We start from the raw sequence: 26,343 nt of genomic DNA, 5'->3' as shown, positions 1-26,343 counted from the left end.
ATGCGATATGCGATATGCGATATGCGATATGCGATATGCGATATGCGATATGCGAGAGAGTATGGCAAAGCCAAATTACAGGCAATAAAAAAGGAGAACCGAAGTTCTCCTTTTCTTAAACCTTTAAGCTAACTCTAAATTATAGAGATGCTTTCGCTTTTTCAACTAGAACAGCAAATGCTGCTTTGTCGAATACTGCGATGTCAGCAAGAATCTTACGGTCGATCTCGATAGATGCTTTCTTTAGGCCATTGATGAAACGGCTGTAAGATAGACCATTTTGACGAGATGCCGCGTTGATACGTGCAATCCAAAGTTGACGGAATTGACGTTTCTTGTTGCGACGGTCACGGTAAGCGTATTGACCAGCTTTGGTAACTGCTTGGAAAGCTACGCGGTAAACACGTGAACGTGCTCCGTAGTAACCTTTAGCTTGTTTTAGAACTTTCTTATGACGTGCACGAGCTTGTACACCACGTTTTACGCGAGGCATTATGCTTCTCCTAAACTAAACGAATTTATAAACTAAAAAGAATTAAGCGTATGGCATCATACGTAGAACTTGAGCAACTTCACATTTAGGAAGGATCGAGTTCGGACGTAGCTGACGCTTGTTCTTAGTAGTACGCTTAGTCAGGATGTGACGTTTACCAGCGTGCTTAAACTTAATACCACCAGCAGTTTTCTGGAAACGCTTAGCAGCACCTTTGTTGGTTTTCATCTTAGGCATGATGAATAACTCCGCATTGTTGAGTTGTTAATAACATAGTAATTAGGGCGAATAAAACCCCGCAACCTGAGGCTGCAGGGTTCAATTACTTGCAAAGCCGTTAATTACTTCTTTTTAGGGGCCAACACCATGATCATCTGGCGACCTTCAATTCTCGTTGGGAAAGATTCGACTACTGCAAATTCTTCAGTATCCGCTTTCAAACGATTAAGAACGTCAACACCGATTTCTTGGTGAGCCATTTCGCGGCCACGGAAGCGAATTGTTACCTTCACTTTGTTGCCGTCTTCTAGGAAACCAGTCAGGTTGCGTAGTTTTACCTGATAGTCTCCAATATCAGTTCCAGGTCGGAATTTAATTTCCTTGATCTGAACCTGCTTTTGCTTCTTCTTCTGCTCTTTCGCAGCTTTGCTCTTCTCGAAGAGGAACTTACCGTAGTCCATCACACGACAAACTGGCGGCTCGGCGTTAGGGCTGATCTCTACAAGATCCATACCAGCTTCATTTGCAGCTTCCATCGCTTCAGCGATTGATACTACACCAACAGCTTCGCCGTCTGCGCCAGTTAGACGCACTTCACGAACGCCACGAATGTCACCGTTTAAACGGTGCTGGTTTTGTTTGGCCGGTTGTTGGCCACGTCTTCCGCCTTTAATAGCTATTCCTCCAGATTGAGCTTACGGCTTGAAACCTCGGCTTGGATGTATGAAATAAAGTCATCCACTTTAAATTTGCCAAGGTCCTTACCTTTACGTGTACGTACTGCAATTTCGCCGGCTTCCATTTCTTGGTCACCACACACAAGCATGAACGGTACACGTTTCAAAGTATGTTCGCGGATTTTAAAGCCAATCTTCTCATTTCTCAAGTCTGCTTTGACTCTAAATCCACTTTTTTGCAGTTTTTTCGTAATTTCTTGTACATATTCAGACTGTTTGTCTGTAATGCCCATTACAACTGCTTGTTCTGGCGCCAACCACGTTGGGAAGAAGCCAGCGTATTCTTCAATAAGAATACCGATGAAGCGTTCTAGTGAACCTAAAATCGCGCGGTGGATCATAACTGGCGTGTGACGCTCGTTATCTTCACCTACGTAAGTCGCACCTAAACGTTCTGGTAATGCAAAATCGAGCTGCACTGTACCACATTGCCAAGCGCGGTCCAAACAATCATGCAAAGTAAATTCAATCTTAGGTCCGTAGAACGCACCCTCGCCTTCTTGAATCTCGTATGCAATGTCCATTGCCTCTAGCGCTTGCTTAAGGTCAGCCTCTGCACGGTCCCACATTTCGTCTGAACCTACACGCTGTTCTGGACGAGTAGATAGCTTAACAACGATGCTTTCGAAGCCGAAAGTTGTGTAAGTATCGTAAACCATTTCAATACAAGCTTTCACTTCTTGTTGAACTTGGTCTTCAGTACAGAATACGTGAGCATCATCTTGAGTGAAGCCACGAACACGCATAATACCGTGAAGTGCGCCAGACGGCTCGTTACGGTGACATGAGCCGAACTCAGCCATACGTAGCGGTAGATCACGGTAAGATTTCAAACCTTGGTTGAAGATTTGAACGTGACCAGGACAGTTCATTGGCTTGATAGCGTATTCACGGTTCTCAGAAGAAGTTGTGAACATTGCTTCAGCGTACTTATCCCAGTGACCAGAGCGTTCCCAAAGAACACGGTCCATCATTAATGGGCCTTTAACTTCTTGGTAATCGTACTCAGTCAGCTTCTGACGAATAAATACTTCTAGCTCACGGAAGATAGTCCAACCGTTATGGTGCCAGAACACCATGCCTGGTGCTTCTTGCTGCATGTGGAATAGGTCAAGCGCTTTACCGATTTTACGGTGGTCACGTTTAGCCGCTTCTTCTAGGCGCACAAGGTGAGCTTTAAGCGCCTTCTTGTCGTGGAATGCAGTGCCGTAGATACGTTGAAGCATCTTGTTGTCACTGTTACCACGCCAGTATGCACCTGCTACGTTAAGTAGAGTGAAGTGCTGGCAGAAGCTCATGTTAGGCACGTGTGGACCACGACACATATCGATGTATTCTTCGTGATGGTACAGGCCTGGACGATCGTCTTTAGAAACGTTCTCGTCCAAGATTTCAATCTTGTAAGTCTCGCCGCGAGCTTCGAATGCGTCGCGCGCTTCCTGCCAGCTAACTTTCTTCTTAACAACCTGGTACTTGGTCTTCGCTAGCTCTTTCATGCGCTTTTCAATCTTTTCTAGATCTTCTTGCGTTAGAGAGTGCTCAAGGTCGATATCGTAGTAGAAGCCGTTATCGATAGTAGGACCGATCGCCATTTTCGCTTCTGGAAAAAGCTGCTTAACCGCGTGGCCTAAAAGGTGAGCACAAGAGTGACGAACGATCTCAAGGCCATCAACTTCATCTTTAGCTGTGATGATTTCTAGGCTTGCATCGTTTTCGATAAGATCACAAGCATCAACACGCTCGCCATCTACACGACCAGCAATGGTTGCTTTCGCAAGACCAGGACCGATTGATAGGGCAACATCTAGAGTTGATACAGGGTTGTCAAATTGACGCTGACTACCGTCAGGAAGAGTAATAATTGGCATTATTTGTCCTTTACAGTGGTGTTGCACACCAAGCAACACATGAAAATGTTTAATATATGTCTTTCAATCAACTAGTACGTTGATTGGGGATATATGCATAATAAATATACCCACATAGAAGCAAATACAGATGCCACATTTGTGAGTAGCCGAACATTGTAACGAAATAATATGAAATGACAATGTTAGTCCCGTAGCACCACAAAAACTATATGACTGAAATGTCTCTTCTATATAGATCCTTCTAACGCCTTACCCATAGCTCAATCATTAATTCGTTGGCTTTATCTACAATACAAAAAAGCCGAACGTTTAAGTTCGGCTTTAGAAATCATATTGAACCTATTAATAGAAAGACACTACTAACAGAGAGGCAACTACGCACTCATGATTCTTGAAACTGCATTGCGAATATCTGAATCAGCAGCATTAGCAGGTAAGCTAAATGAAATATATTGGTCACCGCGGAAGCTCAGTGAGCGGTCAATTTCGGCTAAGCAGTGAACCATAGAACCATCTACTATGAATGACAGTTCAATCTCTTTGTTATTCATAAAGCCGCCGCTGCGAAACTCAATCTCTTGGTAACAGCCTGAGCGAGAAGCAAAGCTATTGCCTTTTAAGAAGCCCTTCTCTACGTCTGCCTTCACCATTGCCATGCCCGATGCTTCCACACCTTGGATGATTTTAGCGACTGTTGGCAGTGGGTGTACGGAGATAAAGTCACGGTCTTTAGGGTCAATCGCGAAGCCAATATCTAGGTTGGTTTCTACCCAAACATGGCACTGGTTCATTTTTGCGTTCAACGCAGTCACTGGCGTTTCATCATTTAGCTTAAGACGGAATGGCACCAACTTAGTTTCGCCGGGTTGAATCACAAACGGCTCTACGGCTTGAATACGACCGAGTGAAAAGGTTTCGTAACTGGTGCTATCTTCTGTTTCCACTTTAACTTCTGTGTTGAGAACCAAGTTAATCATGTCGATTTGCTGCTCAACATCACCACCAATGATGTGAACGTTGCCAGATAACTCGCCACCTTGGAAAACGTCAATATTATCTAAGACGGTATCGACCTTAGCTGCACCTATGCCTAGCGAGGCCTTTAATTTCTTAAACATATTCTTTCCCTTTATAATTATTTGATTTACGAATAGTTATTGCGTGACAATTTGCGACACTTGCCCCACAGAATCAAGACATTTGCGCTATCTATGTTGAACAAGCTCACATCCTCTGAGGAAATGTTGAAATCGTGAAAAAATCCGTTACTCTATTTGTATAGTCAAATAAGGTTTCATTATGTCGAAAGCGCCGCTCTACCTGCAAATAAAACAGTTCATAGACGATAAGATCAGCAATGGTCATTGGCCGGTTGGCTATCAAATCACCACGGAGCTTGAACTCACAGAGCAGTTCAATGTGAGTAGAATGACGGTGAATAAAGCCATTCGAGATCTTGTGTCTGAAGGCAAGCTAATTCGGAAACCAAGACTGGGCACTTTTGTGTGTGAGCCAGAGGAAAAAGCGCAATCTCCCCTACTTGATATCAACAACATCGCACAAGAGATCAAAGACCGTGGCCAAACTTACACAAGCCAAGTGATCAAACACGATAGTATCAAGGCTGATGAAAGCACCGCTACACGGTTAGGTGTGATGATCAATGCGGAAGTCTTCTATAGTGAAATCATCCACTTCGCCGACAACACACCGATACAGCTAGAAGCTCGCTGGGTAAACTCACAAGTGGCTCCCCAATACTTAAAACAAGATTTTTCAACCTCAACACCGAATGAATACCTTTCCAAAAGTTGCCCGTTGAGTGCGATTGAACACACGGTCGAAGCCATCATTCCAGACTCCAACATCCGCCAAGCACTAAAGCTAACGGAATCAGAACCTTGCCTTCTTTTGAATAGAAGAACATGGAGCAAGGAACGCCTTATCAGCTTTGCATTACTCTACCACCCTGGCTCTAAGTACAAATTAAGCTCTAAGATCGTTTTAGATTAAAGAATATCATCCTGATCTCCGATCACATTTTTGCAACATCAACTTGATTCGGGTCAGTATTTAGCCTATTTATTTGTATATACATTTATTGTTTAGCAAAGATCTAGGTGATTATGAATTTGATCCTCAAAAATGCACGAGTGGTCTCGATGAGCTCGGGAGCAGACGGTTATCAACCTTCTTTCCCGCAAGATATCGTTATCGAGAACGGTAAGATCGTATCCCTGTCACACTCAAGCGATGAGTCACTTCACTGTGAAACGGCGAGTGCTAGCCGCTCTGTTGATCACATCATCTACGACTGCAAAAACAAGCTCGTCACACCTGGGCTGATTGATTGCCACACTCATCTGGTGTTTGCAGGTAATCGTGCCAACGAATTTGAACAACGGTTAAATGGTGTCTCCTACACCGACATCGCAAAGCAAGGCGGTGGTATTTTAGCGACGGTAACGGCGACACGAGCCGCACAAGAAGCCGAACTGGTTGAGAAGGCGCTGCCTAGATTAGACGGCCTGCTAAGAAGTGGTGTCACCAGCGTTGAAGTAAAGTCTGGCTATGGTTTAACGCTTGATGACGAGCTTAAGATGTTACGTGCTGCTAAAGCCTTAGAAAACCACCGTCGTATTAAAATCACCACCACACTCCTTGCAGCACATGCTGTACCACCAGAATATAAAGAACAGCCAGATCGTTACGTTGATCTGGTATGCCAAGAGATCATCCCTAAAGCCGCAGAGCAAGGACTAGCTGACGCAGTTGACGTATTCTGCGAATCGATCGGCTTCAACCTAGAACAAACCGAACGCGTATTTGCAGCGGCCAAAGAACATGGCCTCGCGATTAAAGGCCACACTGAACAACTTTCTAATATGGGTGGTAGTGCGCTTGCAGCTAAATACGGTGCTCTCTCTGTTGATCATGTTGAGTACCTAGATGAAACCGGAGTAAAAGCACTGGCTAAATCAGGAACAGTCGCCACATTATTACCAGGTGCTTGCTACTTTTTGAAAGAGACACAGCAGCCGCCCATTGCCCTACTTCGTGAGCACAACATCCCAATGGCAATCGCGACCGACTTAAACCCCGGCACTTCTCCTTTTGCTGATTTAACACTGATGATGAACATGAGCTGCACCCTATTTGGCACAACCCCAGAAGAAGCATTACGTGGGGTAACTTGCCATGCAGCCGCTGCCATTGGCGAGTCGCAAAACAGAGGCAAAATTGAAGTGGGTTACTCTGCTGATTTGGCTATCTGGAATATCGAGCACCCTGCCGACTTAAGCTATCAAGTTGGTGTTCCTCACCTGCATAAGCGCATTGTTAATGGCGAGGTCTGTCATGACTCAATCTAAATCCAGCTGCACTAATACAGTATCCACCACTCACAACTTTGTGTGGACGGGGCGTAATGACCTTGAAGATGGTGAGCTCGGTACTCGTGTTCATCACATTACCACGCAAGTACAAAGTAATGTTTTAAATGAAGGGCTTACTGACAACGCTGTTGCCTTCGTTGGCTTTGCTAGCGATGCCGGAGTGGCAAGAAATAAAGGACGTGTTGGCGCAAAACAAGCACCTAATTTGATTCGCCAAGCGTTAGCTAATATGGCTTGGCACTGTGATACACGCATTGCTGATCTTGGCGATATCGAATGTAACGATGATCAATTAGAAGTGAGCCAGAAGCAGTGCGCTACTGTGATTGCCAATGCGCTATCCACCAGCAAAGTGATTACCCTTGGCGGTGGTCACGAAGTCGCTTGGGCTTCTTTCCAAGGCCTAGCTGAGCATCTTCACAGAACTCAATCAGATCAAAAACCTAAGATAGGCATCATTAACTTTGATGCTCACTTTGACCTTCGTGAATTTGAAAGCGACATCGCTGACGTCAAGCCAAGCTCAGGCACACCCTTTAATCAGATTAGTGAATACTGCCACACACATCAGTGGCCATTTCATTACGCGTGTCTCGGTGTAAGTGCCGCCAGCAATACCAAAGCGCTTTTCAACAAAGCCGACCAACTTGGTGTGTGGTACGAACATGATCGCGATATCACCCAAGTAAACCAAGTTGCCCAACTGGTTAAGTTGCAAAAATTCATCGCTGAGTGTGATTACCTCTATCTCACTATTGATCTCGATGTCTTCCCAGCGGCGACCGCGCCGGGTGTTAGTGCCCCAGCAGCAAGAGGCGTTAGCTATGAAGCGCTTGCGCCTTTCCTAGAACAGATTTTTAAACACAGTGACAAACTCATCATCTCGGACATTGCGGAATATAACCCAGACTACGACGTCGACGGCCAAACGGCTCGATTGGCGGCTCGTTTGTGTTGGGATATTGCCAGTGCAATGGCCAGTGAATAAGCCAGCTATATAGATAAATACAACTACAACGATATAACGTGAAACAGAAGGAATTTCAAAATGACGGAACACCACAACAGTGACCCTCGTCTCGACACGACTCGCGAAATTCGCGCACCTCATGGCACCACTTTGCGCGCAAAATCTTGGTTAACAGAAGCACCCCTTCGTATGCTAATGAACAACCTAGATCCTGATGTGGCAGAACACCCACATGCACTGGTTGTGTATGGCGGTATTGGTCGCGCTGCGCGTGATTGGAAATGTTACGACAAGATTGTTGAAGTATTAGAGCGTTTAGAAGACGACCAAACATTACTTGTTCAGTCTGGTAAACCTGTAGGCGTGTTCCCGACTCATAAAAACGCACCTCGCGTGTTAATCGCTAACTCGAACCTTGTTCCACACTGGGCAAACTGGGAACATTTCAACGAGCTCGATAAAGAAGGCTTGATGATGTACGGCCAAATGACCGCAGGTAGCTGGATCTACATCGGTTCACAAGGCATCGTTCAAGGTACTTACGAAACCTTTGTCGCTATCGCGAAGAAACACTTCCAAGGCGAAGCAAAAGGCAAATGGGTACTCACCGGTGGCCTTGGCGGCATGGGTGGCGCTCAACCTCTTGCAGCTACCATGGCTGGCTTCTCAATGATTGCGGTTGAATGCGATGAATCACGAATTGATTACCGCCTGCGTACTGGTTATGTAGACAAGAAAGCCACCAGCCTAGATGAAGCAATGGCAATGATTAAAGAGTCTGACACACCTATTTCTGTTGGCCTGCTAGGTAACGCTGCGGATGTTTTCCCTGAGTTAGTAGAGCGAAACATCACACCAGATGTCGTTACTGACCAAACCTCTGCCCATGACCCTCTGAACGGCTATTTGCCACAAGGTTGGACGATGGAGAAAGCCGCACAAGAGCGCACTATTGATGAAGCAAAAGTAGTGAAAGCCGCTAAACAATCGATGGCAATTCAAGTTCAAGCGATGCTAGACCTGCAATACCGTGGCGCTGCGACCGTAGATTACGGTAACAACATTCGCCAAATGGCACTGGAAGAAGGCGTAGAAAACGCGTTTGATTTCCCGGGTTTCGTTCCTGCTTATATTCGTCCACTGTTCTGCGAAGGCATCGGTCCATTCCGTTGGGCAGCCCTTTCTGGCGACCCAGAAGACATCTACAAAACAGACCAAAAAGTAAAAGAACTGATTCCAGATAACCCACATCTACATAATTGGCTAGATATGGCGCGTGAACGCATTCAGTTCCAGGGCCTACCAGCTCGTATTTGTTGGGTTGGCTTGAAAGATCGTGAACGTTTGGGCCAAGCATTCAATGAAATGGTTAAGAATGGCGAACTTAAAGCACCCGTTGTTATCGGTCGTGACCACCTAGATTCAGGTTCAGTTGCGAGCCCGAACCGTGAAACAGAAGGCATGATGGATGGATCAGATGCCGTATCAGATTGGCCTCTATTGAACGCCCTTCTAAATACTGCAGGCGGCGCAACATGGGTTTCTCTGCACCATGGCGGTGGCGTTGGCATGGGCTTCTCGCAACACTCAGGTATGGTGATTTGTTGTGACGGTAGTGAAGATGCATCACAGCGAATTGCTCGCGTACTTCACAATGATCCTGCAACTGGCGTAATGCGTCATGCTGATGCGGGTTACGATATTGCCAAGCAATGTGCCAAAGAGCAAAAACTTGATTTACCTATGCTAAACGAAGAACTTCGTCGCCTTTAATGTCTGGAGATAACATGTTGAATTTATTACTTAAGCCAGGACTACTAGGCCTATCTGAACTGCGTAAAATCAGCCGTAGCCCTGTGAACCTGTCACTCGACCCTGCAGCTATCCCTGATATTGAAGCGAGCATGCACGTTGTCGAGCAAGTGATTGCTGAAGATCGCACTGTGTATGGCATCAACACGGGGTTTGGCTTATTGGCGAATACCAAGATCGCCCCTGAAGATTTAGAAGTACTACAGAAAAGTATCGTGCTTTCTCACGCAGCGGGCATCGGCAAGTTCATGTCTGATGAAACCGTGCGCTTGATGATGGTGTTAAAGATTAATAGCTTGTCTCGCGGTTACTCTGGTATCCGACTCAAGGTGATCAATGCCCTTATCGATCTTGTGAACGCACAGGTTTACCCATGCGTTCCACAAAAAGGATCTGTTGGTGCATCTGGAGATCTTGCTCCCCTCGCCCACATGAGTACGGTACTGCTAGGTGAAGGCCAAGCACGTCACAACGGCAAGATCATCACTGGCCTAGAAGCAATGCAGATCGCAGGCCTTGAGCCAATCACACTTGCTCCTAAAGAAGGTTTAGCGCTGTTAAACGGTACTCAAGCATCGACGGCCTTTGCATTAGAAGGTCTATTCGCAGCGGAAGACTTGTTCGCTTCGGCGACTGTGTGTGGAGCAATGTCTGTTGAAGCAGCACTCGGTAGTCGCCGCCCATTTGACCCTCGTATTCACCGCGTTCGTGGTCATCGTGGACAAATGGATGCAGCGCTTGCTTACCGTCATCTGCTCGATCAAAAGAGTGAGATTGGTGAATCACACACTTGTTGTGAAAAGGTTCAAGACCCTTACTCACTGCGTTGTCAGCCTCAAGTGATGGGTGCTTGCTTACAGCAGATTCGTAATTCAGCTGAAATTTTAAATGTTGAAGCGAACTCGGTATCGGACAACCCGTTAGTTTTCGCTGACGATGGCGACATTATTTCAGGGGGTAACTTCCACGCAGAACCCGTCGCAATGGCTGCCGATAACCTTGCATTAGCAATAGCTGAAATCGGTAGCTTGTCAGAACGAAGAATGGCGCTGCTGATTGATAGCGCGCTAAGCAAACTACCGCCTTTCTTGGTCGATAACGGCGGCGTAAACTCAGGCTTTATGATTGCTCAAGTAACATCAGCAGCATTAGCAAGTGAGAACAAAACCTTAGCGCATCCTGCGTCAATAGACAGTCTTCCGACATCAGCAAACCAAGAAGACCACGTATCAATGGCAACCTTCGCAGCACGTAGACTTAGATACATGGCTGAAAATACCCGTGGGATATTGGCTGTAGAATATTTGGCAGCAGCACAAGGGCTAGACTTCCGCGCTCCGAATCTATCTTCTCCTCGTGTGGAAGAAGCGAAACAGATTTTGCGTGAAAAAGTCAGCTTCTACGACAAAGACAGATATTTTGCACCGGATATTGAACAAGCGAACTTATTGCTAAAATTATCCGTTCATAATCACCTAATGCCAGAAGGCACTTTGTGTAGCTTTTAAAGCAAAAACATTCTGAACAACACTCATTAGAGTGTCATATAAACAAGGGCTATCGATTAGCCCTTGTTGCATTGAGCCAGAGGCCATATCTCTCTTAAAATCGTCACATACCATCCAACGTATTTATCTAATTAACTGATATATAAGCAAAGTTAACTGGATAGACCATTAGAACGAAGTTAGTTAGCTATAATCCACCCCAGATTTGATGACTAATAGCGATACTATGTTTCTGACACCTTACTTTTCTACTGAAGACAATCAATTTCAATTCACTCGTGAACAGGCTAGCCACTTTGCTAAAAAAGTAGCCGCTGACTTCAACCCAATTCACGATGAAGACAACAAACGCTTCTGCGTGCCTGGCGATCTTTTGTTTGCAGTTCTTCTGCAGAAAGAAGGCATCAGCCAAAAAATGCGTTTTGATTTTTCAGGTATGGTTGGTAACGGTATTGCGCTTAGCGTTGACAACAAGTGTGAAAAAGAAAGCTCACTGGTTGACGAGAAAGGCAAAGAGTACCTACACATGTCTTGTGAAGGTGAGAAAAGCCACGATCAAGCATTCATCGAACACGTAGTAACAAACTACGTTAAGTTCTCTGGTATGAACTTCCCACACATCATGGTTCCTCTTATGGAAGAGCAACAGATGATGATCAACTGCCAACGCCCTCTTGTTATTTACGAGAGCATGGAAGTTGAATTTATTCGCCTAGACCTATCTCACCCAGAAGTTGAATTCTCTGGTGCGACTTTTGATGTTGAAGGCAAGCGTGGCATCGTGACACTGAACTTCGATTTCAAAGAGGACGGCGAAGTGGTAGGTAAAGGCGTGAAACGCATGGTAGCAAGTGGCCTTAAGCCATACGACCAAGCTTCTGTCGATGACCTAGTAAACCGCTTCAACGAACGTAAAGAGATGTTTCTAGCTCAGTTCGCAGCTGCCGCTTAAGTAAGCCAACACAGAATTAAAAAGCCCAACTTGAGGTATCAAGCTGGGCTTTTTTCATTCTAACAATAGATATTAATATAAGTCACCGGTATTTACTGAGTACCTTTCCTCTTCAATGACGAAAGTGACTTACGTATCATCGTGCCACCTAACAGCATCGCCAGCCAATACCAACCCATTGAACCACCTGTCTTTTTGATGATTGGGTCTTCAACCAAGCTTAACTCTTTAATCTCATTACTATAAGCAAAGTTCTTAATGGTCACTCTGTCATGCCCTGCGGTCCCCACCTCATCTTTGCTGTACGCAATCATGAAGCTATTGTCTTTAGCTCTCGCCATTGGCAGTTCAACAGTCCCAGATAATTGCCCCGCAAACGCGCCGACTTCAAAGCCGTTAATGTAGATCTCCATATAGTCACGATCTTCTTCAGAAAAGACGGTGAGATCCAAAGACACGGTACCAGCTGGGATACCGTCAACAATGAATGCGGTGGACTGGCTATTACCAATATCCGGTGAAGCTATCGTATCCCCTTCAACATCCCAAGCTTCTGTGCTGTAAACTGCATTCTTAGGTATCGTGACGAGTGAATTCACTGCATCAGAAACCACATTCGCGCCAATAGCATATGCCTTTGATGTCACCACACCGGCTAATGAGTCGGTTGACAGCTTGATACCAAAATCATGATTACCCACTGAATCTATGTTGTAGCTTACAACCACATCACAGCCTTCATTCGGCGATAGCGTCGTACAACTATTGCTCTTTATGATCGCAGTACCATTGTAGGTTATGGGATCGTCTGTGGCGACAGCTAAAGATACGTTGGTTACTTTAATCTCTTGATCAGATTTGTTCGTAAATTCAAACTTGTGTTCAATTGGGCCCAAAGATCGAGCACCAAGCATCGCTTTAGTTTGGTAACTAAAACCTGCCATCTTCTTACCTATCCAGTCAGCAAAGTGGCTTATGTTGGTGTAGACACCGTATGCCCTTGGCTGTGCACAACCTTCTCCCCAACTCACAAGACCTAGCTGTTCGTAGTGACCATTGGTGGACAACATGATTGGACCGCCGCTATCCCCGCTACATGAATCGCGTCCGCCTTCTTTGTAACCGGCACAAAAAGCATCAGAGCCAATATCTGAATATCCGTCTCCTTGACCAAGGTTACATTCTCGCTGACTAACTAACGGAACATTCACTTGATGTAACTGACTCGTGGATGAGTATTGCTCTTCTGATGAATTCTGGTTACCCCAACCTATGACAGTTAACATCTGACCTGTATTCAAGTTATCACGAGCATAACCATCGACCAGGTTAACCGCAGACTCCGTGGGCTTATCATTAAGCTCAATAATAGCGATGTCATTACTCGCAGGCTCTTGAGTATAACTTTCATGCGCATAAATTTGCTCAACAGAATAGCGGTGCTGCTCTACGTCGGGCGAAGAAAGATCAGAGACACCAATGACAACCTCAAAATCTTGGTTGCTACTTGCTTCGATACAGTGCGCTGCGGTAAGCACATATCGCTCACCAATGAAACTTGCGCCGCAGAACTGCCCTTCGTAGGCATCCATGTTTTTTGAAACAAGCGCGACCATGAATGGCCAACTACCTTTTGCCGCTTCGTTACCATTGATAATTTGAGGGGAGATATCTGCCAACACCGGCATTGAAGAGAGGCCAACCGCATAAATACTTAATGGCAGCCATTTTGTTTGGATAACTTTCATTACCTAACCTTTCATTTGTTTTAATAATAACTGACAGGTTATTTGATAAAAAATAAATATAAATGGTAAGCACACCAAAATATGGCTTACCTTGAATAGGTTTCAAACATTAGTGAATAGCTAGCTTATTAACTGCATTAACAAATCAAACCTAGCGCCTAACCTTCTGTTTGTAATCAACATATTCAGCACTGAATAATTGCCTAGTACTCGCTCTTCTGGTTTGATTTGGCACTGATTGAAACCAAGTTAGAAACGGAAATCGGAGTTAGCTATAACCGTGAATTCAGATCAATAAAGCCCAGCTGATTTCATCCAGCTGGGCTTTTCGCGTTTAACTAAAGGTGATAGGTTGGCTATCAGTCTTAAGTTAGCGTCAGTGGTATAGCTTACTGATCACCTTTCATCTTCAGTGGTGAAAATGACTTACGTACAGTCGCACCACCTAAAAGCACAAATAACCAATGCCAAGACAGCGAGCCGCCGCTACCGCCCCCTGAGCTTTTTGCGTTTTGCGTTCCTTCAGACTTAGATATCTTTATCTCGTCTGTATACTTGAAGTTGTTGATTGTCACTCTGTCGTTCCCTGCAGAGCCATACCAATCTTTAACATATCTAATCATAAAGCTGTTATCAGCATCTCTAACTAACGGGAGATTGACTGAGCCAGAAAGCTTACCTGATACTCTGTCGATTTTTTTACCATTGATGTAGATCTCAACAAAATCATACTGCTCTTCCGTCGATGCAGTAAGATCAAACGAAACCGTGCCACTAGGGATGCCCTCAACAACAAAGGTTGTTGATTCACCATTACCAATAGATGGTGAAGCTATAATTCGTCCTTCTACATCCCAAGTTTCAGTATTATAAGCGCCACTGTGAGGTACATCCCCTAAAGCCGACATAGCACTCGTTGTAATGCTTGCCCCTATTACAGAAGCCTTTGAAGTAACAGTACCGACTAATGCGTCAGTTTGAACATCAATGCCAAATTCATGCTCACCAACAGAGTTTATATTGTAATTAACAATAACTTCGCAAACTTGCCATTGAGACATAGCTAAACCCTGGCATCCGTCATGAGCAATGACCATATTCGTAGCAGAAGTAGGAGAAACTTGAGTGACTACAACTGTTTGATCAGATTGGTTATGAAATTTGAATACGTGAGAGTTTTCTCCCAATGATCTTACGCCAAGCATTTCGATTGGACGGTAACTGAAACCCATGGTTTGCTCATCAATCCAATCGTCAAAATGACTGATATTTGTATAGACACCGTAAGCGTCAGGCTGCGCACAACCCTCACCCCAACTTACAATACCCAGTTGTTCATATTTTCCATTGCTCGAAATAACAATTGGACCACCACTGTCTCCTTGACATGAATCATAGCCACCATCGCTGTAACCCGCACAAAAAGCATCATCTCCAATGGAGGAATATCCACGGTAAGGAGCATTATTACATTCGATCTGGTTAACCAAAGGAACATTAACTTGATACAGTTCGCTCTTCGACGAGTACGCATCTTTTGAGGCATTCTGATCACCCCAACCCATTACCGTTAGCATTTGGCCAGCGTTTAAGTTGCCACGAGTATAACCATCAACTAGATTAACCACAGATTCCGCTGGCTTTTCTGCGAGCTCAATAATGGCGATATCATTGCCTGTCGCTGCAGAGTTGTAATATTCATGTACATAAATATTATCAACAGCGTATCTATGTTGTGCGGCTTGAGAGGCAGAAAGGTTTGATACGCCAATCACCACATCTAGATCTTCACGACCATTACCTTCCACACAGTGAGCGGCAGTTAATACATATCGCTCACCAATGAAGCTCGCACCACAAAACTGACCGTCATAAGCGTTCACGTTCCTTGAGACTAGCGCAGCCATAAATGGCCAATTGCCTTGTGTTGCTTCTTTACCGTTGATAATTCGAGCTGAAACATCTGCCAACACCGACGTTGAAGACAGACTCACTGCATAGATACCTAGCGACAACCATTTAGCCTGAACCATTTTTATTACCTAGCCTTTTATATCTTTTAATAATGATGTGCAGGCTATTTTATAAAAACACAATATGAAACATTGGTTATATTTTTTTGTGATGAAGCTCAACTAAATGATAATAGTTCTTATCTAATTACTTGATTGTCTTTGAATCCACATCAGATCCAACGCCTAACCTTTTGTTTGTAATCAACATATTCCGCACCGAACAATTGTTCTAGTGCTCGCTCTTCGGGTTTGATTTGGAACTGAGTCATATACATTACAAATACAAAACTGAGCAAAACACTGAGTAGGTTTTGGAAGAAGTAACCAAAGCAAAATAGCAGGATAAACAACCCTAGATACATTGGGTTTCGCGTGTAGCCAAAAATACCGCTGTCCACAACTGCCGAGGCGGTTTCGACTTTGATCGGATTAACGGTGGTGTTCTGTTTTCGAAATTCCAATATGCCTGATATTCCAATCACACCACTCAATACAATCCCGATACCGAGTACAACCATTCCATAAGGCAGTGGCATTGCTCCTAGGATCAATTGCTGCGCACAAAAGTACGAGGCTATAAATACAATAATGAAAAGTGCAACGGGTGGTACTTTTAACTCAAGAAATCTCATAGCTTTCCTTATTAACAATTCCATTGTTAGTTTAGAAAAAAGCCCAGCAATTGCTGGGCTAAATGTATTAAAGAATTTTTGCGAGCGCTTGTAGTGGGTGGGCAAGCTTCTCACCCTCAAAACGCTTCACTTGGCTTCGACAGGAATAACCCGTCACTAAGCAACGCTCTTTCGGTAAGTCTTGCATCCTTGGCTTCCAACTTAGACCGTATATGTCTTTCGACATTTGCAGCTTATCGACTTCGTGACCGAAAGTACCTGCCATACCACAACAGCCGACAGGAACGCTGGTTAAAGCAGCGCCAAAGTGTTTGAAGATAGCGCCCCACTCTTTTTCAGCGTTTGGCATTTTGGTCTTCTCCGTACAGTGAGCAAACAAGTACCACATTTCTTCGCTTGCAGAACGCGCTTCAAAGTCACCGAGCGACGGCATTAACCATTCATGTACGGTGAGCACATCAAAGTCGCCACGCTTGTCACCTAAAATCTCGACGTATTCATCGCGGTAACAAAGCACCAGTGCAGGATCGACACCCACCAAAGGAATACCAATATCAGCCACCATCGATAAGAAATCAGACGTCGATTTCGCCTCACGAGCGAAACGACTTAAGAAGCCTTTTATGTGCAGCGCTTTCCCATTAGGTTTGAACGGCAGTAGTACCGGTGTTTTGCCAAGCTTCTGAGCCAAGGTAACGAAGTCTTCGACTACCTCTGCATCATAAAAGCTAGTAAACGGGTCTTGAACGATCAACACGTGCTGTTTCTTCTGCTCAGAAGAGAGCCCTTCTAGATACTGTAAATCGAAGAGTTGCAGCTCTTTGCTCGCCAGGCGATTTTTAAGTGTAGGCACCGACATCAGTGGTGCATCAACATAACCAACCGTTTTCGCTGTTGCGGTTTGTATCCACTTTTGACCCAAGGCAGCATTAACAACCTTTGGCGCTTTCGCCATTAGCGGCAGCATGGTTTCAATGTTGGCGACTAAATAGTCTTTTGCAGGGCGTTGGTAGCGTGAGTAATAAATGTTTAAGAATCGAGAACGGAAGCTCGGAACATCAACTTTAATCGGACACTGGCTCGCACACGCTTTACACGCAAGACAACCGTTCATCGCTTCGTGAACTTCATGCGAGAAATCGTATTCATGGCGTTTGTTCATTGTATTACGAACACGTTCCACCATGGTTTTAACCGGAGTATTGTCCTTCAGCGCTTCTTGTTCTAAATCGAGAATATCAACGCCTTGCTCTGTTAACTGGCGTAACCATTCTCTGACTAAGCCTGCGCGGCCTTTTGGTGAATGACGACGGTCAGCCGTAACTTTCATTGAAGGACACATTGGCGAGCTCGTGTCGTAGTTGAAACATAAGCCGTTGCCGTTACATTCCATCGCTTGCTTGAAGCTGTCACGAACTTGTACTTCGATCTGACGGTCGTAGAAACCACGCTTAGTATCGGTGACTTTCACCAATTCAGCGTCACTTTCTAAAGGCGTACAGATCTTGCCAGGGTTCATCTTGTTATGCGGGTCGAATGCCGCTTTAACGCGTCTTAATTCGGTAAACAGCTCTTCGCCGAAGAAGTCAGGACCATACTCAGAACGGAAGCCTTTACCATGTTCACCCCACATTAAGCCGCCGTATTTCGCCACTAGCTTAACCACTTCATCAGAGACTTCATGCATCAAGGCTTCTTGCATCGGGTCACACAGATCCAATGCTGGACGAACGTGTAATACGCCCGCATCCACGTGACCAAACATGCCGTAATTCAACTCTTTTGAATCGAGTAACACTCTAAATTCAGAGATAAAGTCCGCGAGGTTTTCTGGTGGTACACAAGTATCTTCAGCAAAAGCGACTGGCTTAGCTCGACCTTTCGCCGCACCTAATAAACCCACCGCTTTCTTACGCATGTTGTAGATTCGGCCAATACTCGCCAAATCGCTACACACTTGGAAACCGATCACACCCGCGTCTTCGGTTTCTACCATGGTTTCAAGTTTTGCGGTCAGCGCTTGAACTTGTTGTTCAACTTCCGCTTCATCTTGGCCTGCAAACTCAACCATGTTGATGCCAAGCATCTCTTTGTTAGGGACATCGGTCAGCAGGTCGCTCACGGTATGCCAGACGATGTCTTGCTTCGCTAAGTTCAATACTCTTGAATCAACCGTTTCAACAGACAGTGCTTTCGCTTCCACCATAAACGGTGCATTACGCAATGCAGAATCAAACGTGTTGTATTTCACGTTAACCAGTGTGCGCGCTTTTGGAATCGGCGTTAGGTTTAGCTTAGCTTCAGTGATGAATGCTAACGAACCTTCAGCGCCACATAGAACGCGAGTCAGGTCAAAGCTATCGTCTTGTTCACTTATAGCGTTCTTTAGGTCATAGCCTGTTAAGAAGCGATTCAGCGGAGGAAATTTATCCAGAATTTGAGCGCGCTTGTCTCGACAAACAGCCTCAGTCACCGCAAGGGCATGGTGAGCGAATTCACCTTCAACGGGTAAGCCGTGTGATAAATCAGATTCTAAACATGAACCGTCTGCGAATACCGCTTGCAGCGATAATACATGGTCAGACGTTTTTCCGTACTTCAATGACCCTTGGCCCGAAGCATCGGTATTGATCATGCCACCCAAGGTTGCTCGGTTACTTGTGGAAAGGTCTGGAGAGAAAAAGTAACCATACGGGCGAACAGCGTCGTTCAATTGATCTTTAACGACACCAGACTGAACTCTTACCCAGCCTTCTTTCTCGTTAATCTCAAGAACCTTATTCATGTATCGCGACAGGTCAACCACGACACCTTTTGTTAAAGATTGTCCGTTGGTTCCGGTACCGCCACCACGAGGGGAAAAGGTCACACGTTCGTAAGCAGATTTAGAAACCACTTTACCGATAAGCACAACATCTTGCGTTGTTTTAGGAAGGATGACCGCCTGCGGCAATTGCTGATAGACACTGTTATCAGTCGCCACAGCCAAACGGCTAGAATATTGAGATTCAATGTCGCCAGTAAAGCCCGCTGTTTTTAGTTCATCTAAAAAGCGTACGACAACTGGATCGACATCAGCATTGAGTTGAAGTCTTGGTAACATTTGCTTCCTGCCCCTACTTCGCTGATCCTATCAGCATTGGGTTATCTGAGATTTTTAATAATTTTCTTTGAATTTCGTCACTTTACTACTATTAAGATCATATAAAAAGGTGATCAAATCAGAATCTCAGTGCAAGAATGGAGAAATAGTCACTTTCGTCTTAATTCAGTAACAGTATACTGAATAACATTTTGTTTAAGACATCTCCACGAGCACATCACAATGAAAAAAAACAAAACAGTCACAACTGAAGATATCCTTCTTAAACTATGCCAATCAGTCTCAAGCGTACTTACTTCAGCGACGGCTTCTCAGGTGTCCTATTCAGCCATGGTGCAAAAGATCAACAAAACAAGCCTAAAGCCAGACTTTGGTTGCTTCGTTCTGTTTGACGGTGGCTTTTCTGGTCTTGTTGTTATCAATTTTACGTCCAAAGCAGCGCTAGAGATCTACACCAATTACATGCGCAATATGGGCATGCCTGAAAACGAGCTCGCTGTGCTGCATACTTCAGACGAAGTGGGTGATGTATTGGGTGAGTTGATGAACCAATTGGTGGGTGACTTCACCAATAAAATCCGCAAAGAGCTGCAAACTAACATCACCCAAAACCAACCAAAAATGCTGGCTCTGAACAAGCAAGTAAACCTTTCTGTTGATACCAATCTCGATCGTCCACAAGCTCGTCGTGTGACCTTCTCTACCGCCAATAACAACATCTTCTACCTTGAGCTTGCGATGGATAAGACCGAATTCATTCAATTGGAAGAATTTGAAATCGCAGAAGACGAATGTCCAGATAGCATTCTTGAGGCGACTCAGAAAAAAATGCAAGAAGCGAACAAGCCAGCTCAAAGCTCTGGCAATGACTCTGCAGCAGATCTACTCGATGAACTGGGTATCTAGTTTGCGAAAGCTCTAGTCAGTCTAAAAAATCGAGTCACCAACGCCATCAATACTCTTGATGGCGTTTTTGTTTGTGTCACCAAGCCGGCTCGTGCAGTCCAATGTTCACCACCTCACTTGTTCATCAAACCAGTTTTGCCTTTCTGTTACCCGCGAAAACATGTAAAATGTTGGACTTTTAAAAATTTGCGGTACTGATTAAATTGTCGATGGATAAGAAAAAAGCCCTAAAGAAAATTGCCAAGTGTCTTGAGCTTGGAAATTCTGCGAACGTCAATGAAGCTGCCAATGCGATAAAAATGGCGCATAACTTGATGATGAAATATGGTCTCGAAAAAGACGATATTGAATTTATCAAGATGGGGAAAACTCAGTCCAGTCACCTGTTACCTGCAAATATCAGTTCTACACTGCTGCGCGTTATTCGCGGTATCAACACCAAGTTTGGCGTAGAAGCCGTGTTACTGAATCACAAAGGCCTCAAGCGCGTTGAATTCATTGGTGAAGCCGACCGCGCGATCTTCGCAGCCTTCGCTTTCGATATCATTTATCGCGAGCTGAATGAACACACCGGCCAATTCAGAAATAGCTTTGCTGGCTCTGGCACAGGATCATTAGAAGTAACACGCCGCGTGAACTCGTTTGTTTCAGGCTGGGTTGAAGGTGCACTTGAAAAGCTGCCAACCATTACTCCAGACGACGAATCAAACAACAAGATCAATAACTACATTGATAAAGAATTCAAAAATATCGACCGTGAAACGTTCAAACAGCAACTGAGAGAAGCGATGAAAAACCTCACCGCCGATTATGAAGTTGGTTTGAAGAAAGGTCGTAAATTGTCTGTTAATCGACCAGTTGGCGGTACCCAGGCAGCTAAAAAGATAACTAAATCATAGAGCCACTTTACATTACTTCGGCGTATTGATAAAAACCATCAATAAGATTTACAGGACTATGTTTGTCACTCGGATTCATTCGTTTGATAGAAGTACATGATGGAGAAAATACGTTGAAAAAAATCACACTAGCCCTAGCGCTTACTATCGCTTTAACGGGTTGTCAGGCAACTCAACGCCAAAACGCGACAACTGGCGAATCTGAGACTAACTCTGCAACTCAAGGCGCTCTAATTGGTGCACTTGCTGGTGCCGTTGCTGGTGCAGCTACCGGTGACTCTAAAGACCGTGGTAAACGTGCACTTATTGGTGCGGCAGGTGGTGCGGCTGTTGGTGGTGGTATTGGTTACTATTTTGACCGACAAGAAGCAGCCCTTCGTGAAGAACTAATGAACTCTGGCGTTCAAGTAGAACGTGTTGGTGAGAATCAACTTCTACTTCGTCTGGAAAACGGCATTGGTTTTGATTCTGGTTCTTACGCTTTAGAATCAAGCATTCACAACACACTTCGCGGCGTTGCGCGCATCCTAGTTGAATACCCAGACACAAGCCTAGTGATCGAAGGTCACACGGACAGCACTGGCAGTGAGTCGACTAACCAAATCCTTTCTGAGCGTCGTGCTGAATCTGTTCGTGCATTCTTGATCTCTCAAGATGTAGCAGCAGGCCGTGCCATTGCTCGTGGTAACGGTGAGCGTTACCCTCTATGTGACAACAATACCTCTCAAGGTCGTGCTTGTAACCGTCGTGTAGAAATTCAAATCTTGCCGATTAAGTAGCACGATTAAAGCCCAGTCCGTCTTTATCTATTGAATTAACCTCTATATAGTTGTTTATCAGTTATGTTACTCAATTAACGTAATACTAATAACCAACAACCATAAAGCGTATTCATACTGACATATCGACTCTGGGCTTTTTTACGAGACTTATCTTTTGCTTATCCAATCCAACTTTTTGTCATCGTCACTTCTTAGAACTCTATTTCTAGCCCTCGTTTTTTCCTCGATACTGTTGCCCACCCCACATTTCGTGCACGCAGCAAGTAGTAATGAGTTTTCACTACAGTCACAACCTCAAGATCCCATTTCTCAATACCAATTAGCGCAAGCGTATGAATTGGGAACGGATGTGCCTGAGAACATCGACGACGCATTCTATTGGTACTCTCAATCTGCAGATAATGGCAATGCAGATGCACAATTTAAACTCGGCGAGTGGTACTTGGCAGGAACAAGTATCGAGCAAGATAACAAAATGGCCTTAGAGTGGTTCATCAAAGCGGCATTGCAAGGTAACAAGAGAGCTCCAGTGGAAGTAGCAAAGATCTATGAGTCCTCACTTGAGAAGGAACTACTCCAACCATTAGATGCCGCGCAGCTATGGTATGAAGCGGCCTTAAAAGACAACCCTAATGCAGAAGATGGCTACACTCGTGTTCTACAAGCGCGATTCAACCAGCAACGCGCAAAGCAGATCTCTTCAATAGAACAGCTCGATGACAGCATCGACTCTGAAATCGACAGCAGTCAGGGGCTATCTAAGCAAGTGCAATCTAGCCAAGCGACACGCTCTAACCTCTCCAGTTCTAACCTAACCAGCTCTGAATATATGCTTGGTGCTGCGTTGGCCGTGTTGATTTCAATCATCAGCATTATTGCGACTCTCGTTATCTCAAGAAAAAGACAAGCTCTAAAGTCGGGTGATTCACGACAGCAACAACAATCACTTGAAGCGCAGCTTAGCTCGAAGGACCTTACGATTAGGCAGCAAAAACGACAACTGCACACTATGTTTCACGAATTGAAGAAGCAGAAAAACAGCAAAGGTCTGAGTAATTTGCAGGTCGCTTGTGCTCTTTTTGGGTACACACCGAGTTCAATACCTGACCAGAAAAGCATCAAAATTCGATACAAACAACTGTCGAAAATCTATCACCCTGATGGTCATGGATGTGACGAAGAAATGAAACGTTTGAACAATGCGCTAAAAACCATTCTACAAAATGTTACAAAACCGTAAACAAACACACATCTTCATTTTCCTATATCTCAAAGATAACGATTTTATTGGTGTTGCAATCGATCCCCCTCTCAAAAACGGGTAACAAACTATTAACTAATGGGTCTTACTTGTGTCATAATTTGCGCCGAAAATACACCTGACTTAAACAGGTGAGGAGAGAATATGTTCACAATAGAAGGCGTTTGTGATTGGTGCAAAAAGCCAAGCCTAGTTAAAAAGCACGACTACCTAGATGGTAAGTGTCATCATGCATGTAAAGAGTGCAATGATATTGCAACCATTGATGTTCGCCAGTTCAATATTGGTGAAATGGAAATGAGAGCAAAACTCTCCCAAGCGACATTGAGATAAGCAACACCGTGAAATATAAGAAAGCGCCTAAGGCGCTTTTTTTGTGCTTGTGGTTTTCTCTCTTCTCTCATCTCTCATCTCTCATCTCTCATCTCTCATCTCTCATCTCTCATCTCTCATCTATACAGGTATATACAGTACTTTTCTGTCAAAACCACTGTATACACCTGTGTAAAGCTCACATTTTTTCAACTTATGAGACAAAACAGCAAATTCATTCAAATTTAATTTATCAAATAATTTCAATAACTTAATTACATTTCACCCATAATTCCAGACGAAATCGTCCAATAATCCCGCAAAAAACGCTTGATCTTATAAGCAACTAAAACTACTGTATACACATACAGCATGTATATAAGGACAGCAAAATGATTCAAGCACACGTTAAAGCCCAACACTCTAGCCCGCTAGTTCACTGCGCATTTACATCAGTTTCTCGTAAAAGCAAAAATTCAAACGAGGAAGCATTGTTTGCAAGAATGGCGTTGCTGTCCAATCAACACCAGTGGCTACTTTTTACGGCTCAAACACCAAGACCATCGGCTAAGCAGCTTAAGCAACATAATGTTTGCTGCGACCGTGTTATTCATATGAAAGCCTCTCATCAAATGACCGAAGTAGAGACCGTCGAGAAAGCAATCCGCTCTAAGAATGCGAGTGCGATTGTTGCAAGTGCATCGATTGATCAGTTCAGCCAACAGTACCTAAGAACATTAGGATTGCGCTTTCAGTGTGAAGTCTTCTTTATGGATGCAAATTCAGAGCGCATTCACTAATCTAACGTCGCTCAAAAACACAGTCCAAACATACTGCCTTCCCCTGCCCTACAATTCGCCAATTATTCAGCGGATAGTTAGGCGGGGGTTTTTATTTGATCAATAGATTTAGCAATCGTTTGCTTTTTCTCTGGAAGCAAACAGTAGATTGGGTATAATGCCCGTCTAATCATGTGCACACCGCACTTCTCTGTATGACGTTTGATAAAAGATAGGAATGTCTAAATGAGCCTTGCTGATCAAGTTCTTGCCGTAAATGATGACCTACCAATCCGTACTGACAAACCTGTCCACAGTGGCAAGGTTCGCTCAGTCTACTGGTTAACTGAAGAAGATAGCCAACGACTAATTAAAGAGAAAGGCTACGATGTAGCACCAGATGCGCCTTTAGCAATCATGGTGATCAGTGACCGTATCTCTGCATTTGATTGTATCTGGCGTGGTGAAGGGAATCTGAAAGGTGTTCCAGGTAAGGGAGCAGCTCTAAATGCTATCTCTAACCACTGGTTCAAATTGTTTAAAGACAACGGCCTTGCTGACAGTCATATCCTTGATATCCCTCACCCATTCGTATGGATTGTACAAAAAGCTCGCCCAGTCATGATCGAAGCGATTTGTCGTCAATACATCACAGGCTCTATGTGGCGTGCATACGCGAACGGCGAACGTGAATTTTGTGGTATCGAGATGCCTGAAGGCCTAGAGAAAGACAAGAAGCTACCAGAGCTGCTTATCACGCCTTCTACTAAAGGGATTTTGAAAGGTATTCCTGGCGTTCCAGAAGCTGATGATGTGAACATCACACGTAACAACATCGAAGACAACTTCGCAGCATTCAACTTCACTCAGGCAAGTGACATCGCGCATTACGAGAAGCTGCTAAAAGAAGGCTTCAACGTGATTAGCCAAGCACTGGCGAAAGTAGACCAAACCTTTGTCGACACTAAGTTTGAATTTGGTTACGTCAACGATGCTCAGGGCAAAGAAAAACTTATCTACATGGACGAAGTTGGTACTCCAGATTCATCTCGCATTTGGGATACTCAGGAATACAACAACGGCAACATCGTTGAGAACTCAAAAGAAGGCTTCCGTCAGTTCTTGCTTAACTACTTCCCTGATGCCGACATTCTATTGAACAAAGAACGTATGCCAGAACGTGAAGCACTAGCTCGTGACAATGAACTACCTCTTGATTCGCTAATGTCTCTCTCTCGTACTTACCTTGATATCGCTGCGAAAATCACAGGTGCTGAGATTGTCTTGAGCGAAAATCCTAAGCAAGAGATCATTGATGTTCTGCGCGCTGACTATGGGCTAATCGACTAGTCGATTAATTGCTTCATCTCAAAGTAAAAAGCTAGAAAGCTAATAAGCTCCCATACACAAGTTTTAGATACTAAAAGGGCCTCAATATTGAGGCCCTTTTTACGTGTGCGTTTTACTATTCCTGAAAGAGGTTATAGGCGAACTGAAGTTACAGCCTAATCGTGAACTCTTCTCCAGAATTACCCGCAATCACTGAATGACTGCGCGATTCAATATACTCGATCTGCTCTTCTTCAAGAGAATATGGCATCACCACTTTGAGCTCATTGATTCCTTCCAGCTTCGCGAGCTTGAGTAAGGTCACAATATTCGACTCATCACTTTTACGCGTCGACATTGATTTCAATGCCATCTGCCATAAACGATCTTCAGGGCTTGCTAGCTCTTTAATGCTATCTCGCCAGACGGTACTGAATACTGGCGCAATTGTGGTGAGTGCTTCCAGAAAAGTCCATTTTTTACTGCATGAGGCGCCAAGAAATGTTGTGTAATCGAACTCTACACGCGTCTCTTCCTGTTTATCCATGATGTCCCCCGACACTTTGGCAACACAATATACTCAATATCTATCAACTCTTTCTTTATAGCAATAGGATATA

23 protein-coding genes are annotated in these 26,343 nt (G+C 44.4%); 13 read left to right on the top strand and 10 right to left on the bottom strand.

What is annotated here, in order from left to right; translation table 11 throughout:
* Positions 1-139 precede the first annotated feature (139 nt).
* The 5 genes from rplT to ACED45_RS10040 all read right to left on the bottom strand — a co-directional run bounded on the left by rplT (position 140) and on the right by ACED45_RS10040 (position 4,438).
* Complete coding sequence (rplT, locus tag ACED45_RS10060; protein WP_004733517.1) at positions 140-493, bottom strand: 50S ribosomal protein L20; 354 nt, start codon at positions 491-493, stop codon at positions 140-142.
* Between the two features lie 42 nt (positions 494-535).
* The gene (gene rpmI, locus ACED45_RS10055) at positions 536-730 is read right to left on the bottom strand and encodes a 50S ribosomal protein L35 (protein ID WP_004738430.1); all 195 of its coding nucleotides are present in this window, start codon (positions 728-730) and stop codon (positions 536-538) included.
* A gap of 104 nt (positions 731-834) precedes the next feature.
* Positions 835-1,386 carry a translation initiation factor IF-3 gene (gene infC / locus ACED45_RS10050; protein WP_076654893.1) on the bottom strand — a complete coding sequence of 184 codons (552 nt, stop codon included), beginning with the start codon at positions 1,384-1,386 and terminating at the stop codon, positions 835-837.
* A gap of 2 nt (positions 1,387-1,388) precedes the next feature.
* On the bottom strand, positions 1,389-3,317 hold the full coding sequence (gene thrS / locus ACED45_RS10045) for a threonine--tRNA ligase (RefSeq protein ID WP_016768282.1): 1,929 nt from the start codon (positions 3,315-3,317) through the stop codon (positions 1,389-1,391).
* A gap of 377 nt (positions 3,318-3,694) precedes the next feature.
* Positions 3,695-4,438 (bottom strand): sporulation protein, encoded by a 744-nt coding sequence (locus tag ACED45_RS10040; protein WP_371713913.1) that lies wholly within the window; start codon positions 4,436-4,438, stop codon positions 3,695-3,697.
* 181 nt (positions 4,439-4,619) lie between these two features.
* Between ACED45_RS10040 and hutC the strand changes: the two genes are divergently transcribed.
* The 6 genes from hutC to ACED45_RS10010 all read left to right on the top strand — a co-directional run bounded on the left by hutC (position 4,620) and on the right by ACED45_RS10010 (position 11,957).
* A complete protein-coding gene (gene hutC, locus ACED45_RS10035; RefSeq protein WP_371713912.1) occupies positions 4,620-5,333 on the top strand; it encodes a histidine utilization repressor in 714 nt (237 codons plus the stop codon).
* Positions 5,334-5,446: 113 nt separating this feature from the next.
* Positions 5,447-6,691, top strand: coding sequence for an imidazolonepropionase (hutI, locus tag ACED45_RS10030; RefSeq protein WP_371713911.1), 1,245 nt, complete (start codon positions 5,447-5,449; stop codon positions 6,689-6,691).
* Positions 6,678-7,703 (top strand): formimidoylglutamase, encoded by a 1,026-nt coding sequence (gene hutG / locus ACED45_RS10025; RefSeq protein WP_371713910.1) that lies wholly within the window; start codon positions 6,678-6,680, stop codon positions 7,701-7,703. The genes hutI and hutG overlap by 14 nt, the downstream gene beginning before the upstream one ends.
* A gap of 60 nt (positions 7,704-7,763) precedes the next feature.
* A complete protein-coding gene (hutU, locus tag ACED45_RS10020; protein ID WP_050635100.1) occupies positions 7,764-9,458 on the top strand; it encodes a urocanate hydratase in 1,695 nt (564 codons plus the stop codon).
* Between the two features lie 14 nt (positions 9,459-9,472).
* Complete coding sequence (hutH, locus tag ACED45_RS10015; RefSeq protein WP_123283361.1) at positions 9,473-11,005, top strand: histidine ammonia-lyase; 1,533 nt, start codon at positions 9,473-9,475, stop codon at positions 11,003-11,005.
* Positions 11,006-11,231: 226 nt separating this feature from the next.
* Positions 11,232-11,957 carry a DUF3581 domain-containing protein gene (locus ACED45_RS10010; RefSeq protein WP_371713909.1) on the top strand — a complete coding sequence of 242 codons (726 nt, stop codon included), beginning with the start codon at positions 11,232-11,234 and terminating at the stop codon, positions 11,955-11,957.
* A 92-nt stretch (positions 11,958-12,049) separates the two neighbouring features.
* On the opposite strand, the gene ACED45_RS10005 is transcribed toward ACED45_RS10010, so the two are convergent.
* From ACED45_RS10005 to ydiJ, 4 genes are all read right to left on the bottom strand, one after another.
* Positions 12,050-13,705 (bottom strand): S1 family peptidase, encoded by a 1,656-nt coding sequence (locus ACED45_RS10005; protein WP_371713908.1) that lies wholly within the window; start codon positions 13,703-13,705, stop codon positions 12,050-12,052.
* 389 nt (positions 13,706-14,094) lie between these two features.
* Positions 14,095-15,738, bottom strand: coding sequence for a trypsin-like serine protease (locus tag ACED45_RS10000; protein ID WP_371713907.1), 1,644 nt, complete (start codon positions 15,736-15,738; stop codon positions 14,095-14,097).
* 152 nt (positions 15,739-15,890) lie between these two features.
* Entirely contained in the window at positions 15,891-16,352 is a 462-nt protein-coding gene (locus ACED45_RS09995; protein WP_371713906.1) for a methyltransferase family protein, read from the bottom strand.
* A 67-nt stretch (positions 16,353-16,419) separates the two neighbouring features.
* Positions 16,420-19,455 (bottom strand): D-2-hydroxyglutarate dehydrogenase YdiJ, encoded by a 3,036-nt coding sequence (gene ydiJ, locus ACED45_RS09990; RefSeq protein WP_371713905.1) that lies wholly within the window; start codon positions 19,453-19,455, stop codon positions 16,420-16,422.
* 222 nt (positions 19,456-19,677) lie between these two features.
* Here ydiJ and ACED45_RS09985 point away from each other — a divergent pair, with 222 nt between their 5' ends.
* From ACED45_RS09985 to ACED45_RS09955, 7 genes are all read left to right on the top strand, one after another.
* The gene (locus ACED45_RS09985) at positions 19,678-20,361 is read left to right on the top strand and encodes a DUF3334 family protein (RefSeq protein ID WP_017059770.1); all 684 of its coding nucleotides are present in this window, start codon (positions 19,678-19,680) and stop codon (positions 20,359-20,361) included.
* A 209-nt stretch (positions 20,362-20,570) separates the two neighbouring features.
* Positions 20,571-21,260: a DUF2786 domain-containing protein gene (locus ACED45_RS09980; RefSeq protein WP_371713904.1), complete on the top strand. Its 690-nt coding sequence runs from the start codon at positions 20,571-20,573 to the stop codon at positions 21,258-21,260.
* A gap of 113 nt (positions 21,261-21,373) precedes the next feature.
* On the top strand, positions 21,374-22,039 hold the full coding sequence (locus ACED45_RS09975; RefSeq protein ID WP_108020596.1) for an OmpA family protein: 666 nt from the start codon (positions 21,374-21,376) through the stop codon (positions 22,037-22,039).
* A gap of 157 nt (positions 22,040-22,196) precedes the next feature.
* Positions 22,197-23,282 carry a tetratricopeptide repeat protein gene (locus tag ACED45_RS09970; protein ID WP_371713903.1) on the top strand — a complete coding sequence of 362 codons (1,086 nt, stop codon included), beginning with the start codon at positions 22,197-22,199 and terminating at the stop codon, positions 23,280-23,282.
* Between the two features lie 165 nt (positions 23,283-23,447).
* Complete coding sequence (locus tag ACED45_RS09965; protein ID WP_004733419.1) at positions 23,448-23,636, top strand: hypothetical protein; 189 nt, start codon at positions 23,448-23,450, stop codon at positions 23,634-23,636.
* A 371-nt stretch (positions 23,637-24,007) separates the two neighbouring features.
* A complete protein-coding gene (locus ACED45_RS09960; RefSeq protein ID WP_017055178.1) occupies positions 24,008-24,415 on the top strand; it encodes a SulA-like leucine-rich domain-containing protein in 408 nt (135 codons plus the stop codon).
* Between the two features lie 225 nt (positions 24,416-24,640).
* Complete coding sequence (locus tag ACED45_RS09955) at positions 24,641-25,744, top strand: phosphoribosylaminoimidazolesuccinocarboxamide synthase (protein WP_017055177.1); 1,104 nt, start codon at positions 24,641-24,643, stop codon at positions 25,742-25,744.
* A gap of 148 nt (positions 25,745-25,892) precedes the next feature.
* On the opposite strand, the gene ACED45_RS09950 is transcribed toward ACED45_RS09955, so the two are convergent.
* Positions 25,893-26,270, bottom strand: coding sequence for a transporter (locus ACED45_RS09950; RefSeq protein WP_371713902.1), 378 nt, complete (start codon positions 26,268-26,270; stop codon positions 25,893-25,895).
* Positions 26,271-26,343 lie beyond the last annotated feature (73 nt).

The organism is Vibrio crassostreae (assembly GCF_041439375.1).
GTDB lineage: Bacteria > Pseudomonadota > Gammaproteobacteria > Enterobacterales > Vibrionaceae > Vibrio > Vibrio crassostreae_D.
Note: the sequence above shows the minus strand (reverse complement) of the source record. Positions and strands in the feature narration are given on the sequence as shown.